General features: G+C 46.7%; 1 protein-coding gene. It reads right to left on the reverse strand.

Features of this window, described 5'->3' with window-relative positions; genetic code table 11:
* Positions 1–1,368 (reverse strand): anthranilate synthase component I (locus tag AACS98_RS05525; protein ID WP_084386877.1); only part of this gene is annotated, 1,368 nt, incomplete at its 3' end.
* Positions 1,369–1,536: the final 168 nt, after the last annotated feature.

The raw sequence follows: 1,536 nt of genomic DNA on the forward strand, positions 1-1,536 counted from the left end.
GTCGGCAACTATGCCCGCGCCTACTTGCCCCCAGACGGTGTTGTGTGGGGAGTGGGGGGTTAGTAGTAGGGTGCGGATGAAAATATTTAAGTCTAGGTTGCCTCGCGCATCTAAATAGCCACAAGAACCATAAAATAAACTGCGGCGCACGGGTTCTAATTCTTCGATAATTTCCATACAACGGACTTTAGGACAGCCTGTAATTGTACCACCGGGGAATAAGGCACGAATTAAGTCTATGGGGGTGCGATCGCTTCTCAATTTTCCTTTAACATTACTCACTAGGTGCATCACATGACTATATCTCTCTATCGTCAGTAATTCATTGACGCTGACTGTTCCCCATTCACAAACTCGCCCTAAATCGTTCCGTTCCAAATCTACCAGCATGATGTGTTCTGCTCGTTCTTTGGTGTTGCTGAGGAGTTCTTGCGCTAATTGCTGATCTTGTTCTGGAGTTATACCACGCGATCGCGTCCCGGCGATGGGTCTGGTTTGGGCTTGTCCATTTTGCAACATGACTAACCGTTCTGGGGAACAGCTGATGACTTCTCCCCAAGGGGTGCGCCAATAACTCGCAAAGGGTGAAGGATTGATTTTGTGTAACGCTTGGTAAATTAACCAGCCATCAGCCGAGGTAGTCGCCGCAAATCGCAAAGATAGGTTTGCTTGAAAGATGTCCCCGGCTTGAATATATTTTTTCGCCCTATTGACAGATGTCTCATAATCTGCTTGAGATGTGAAAAATTTCGGTGCCACCGGATGAGAGGATGCTGGGGTGAAATACTGAAGGGAATTTACTGTATTGATGTTAACTAAACGCCATTCTAACTCATCTAACTCAGTAAGATTACTAGCGGCTAACCAGAGAATTTGTTGTGTATGATCTAAGACGGCAAAAGCTTCGGGTTCATACCAAAAAGCCACAGGAAACGGTAAAGAGTCAACTTTGTTGTGGGGTAGTTGTTCAATTTCCCAGGCGACATCATAACCTAGCCATCCTAGCCAACCACCGATGAAGGGGAGGTGTGTGGGTGGGGGGGATAAGGCAGCAGGGGAGGCAGGGGAGGCAGGGGAAGCAGGGGGAGAATTGCTACTTTGTCCTCTAGATTGCAACAATTCCTGTAGAAAAGGCAGAATACGCCCTAATTTTGGTGTCCACATCTGGGGGACTCCGTTGATTATCCGAGGCGCGCCGGCACAAATAGAATAGCGACTGAGTTGGGGTTGGTTGGTGGGTGTGGGGTAGGGACTTTCTAAGAGTGTAGCGATTCCGGGTGTAGTTTTGGGGTGAAATAGGGCAGAGAAAATTTCTGAACCAGTACGATTTTCTAATGGAAGCGATCGCCAATACCACATAATAGTCATTAGTTATTAGTCATTGGTCATTAGTCATTAGTTATTAGTCATTAGTTATTAGTCATTAGAGGATGTCTGAAAAGTATTGTTATTAACAGCAAAGTCTCTTAAACCTAACCCCCCAGCCCCCCTTCCCTACCAGGGAAGGGGGGTTTAAAAGCCTCTCTCCTTGCAGGG

Origin of the sequence: Anabaena sp. CA = ATCC 33047, from assembly GCF_963870205.1 — a bacterium.
Lineage (GTDB): Bacteria > Cyanobacteriota > Cyanobacteriia > Cyanobacteriales > Nostocaceae > Trichormus.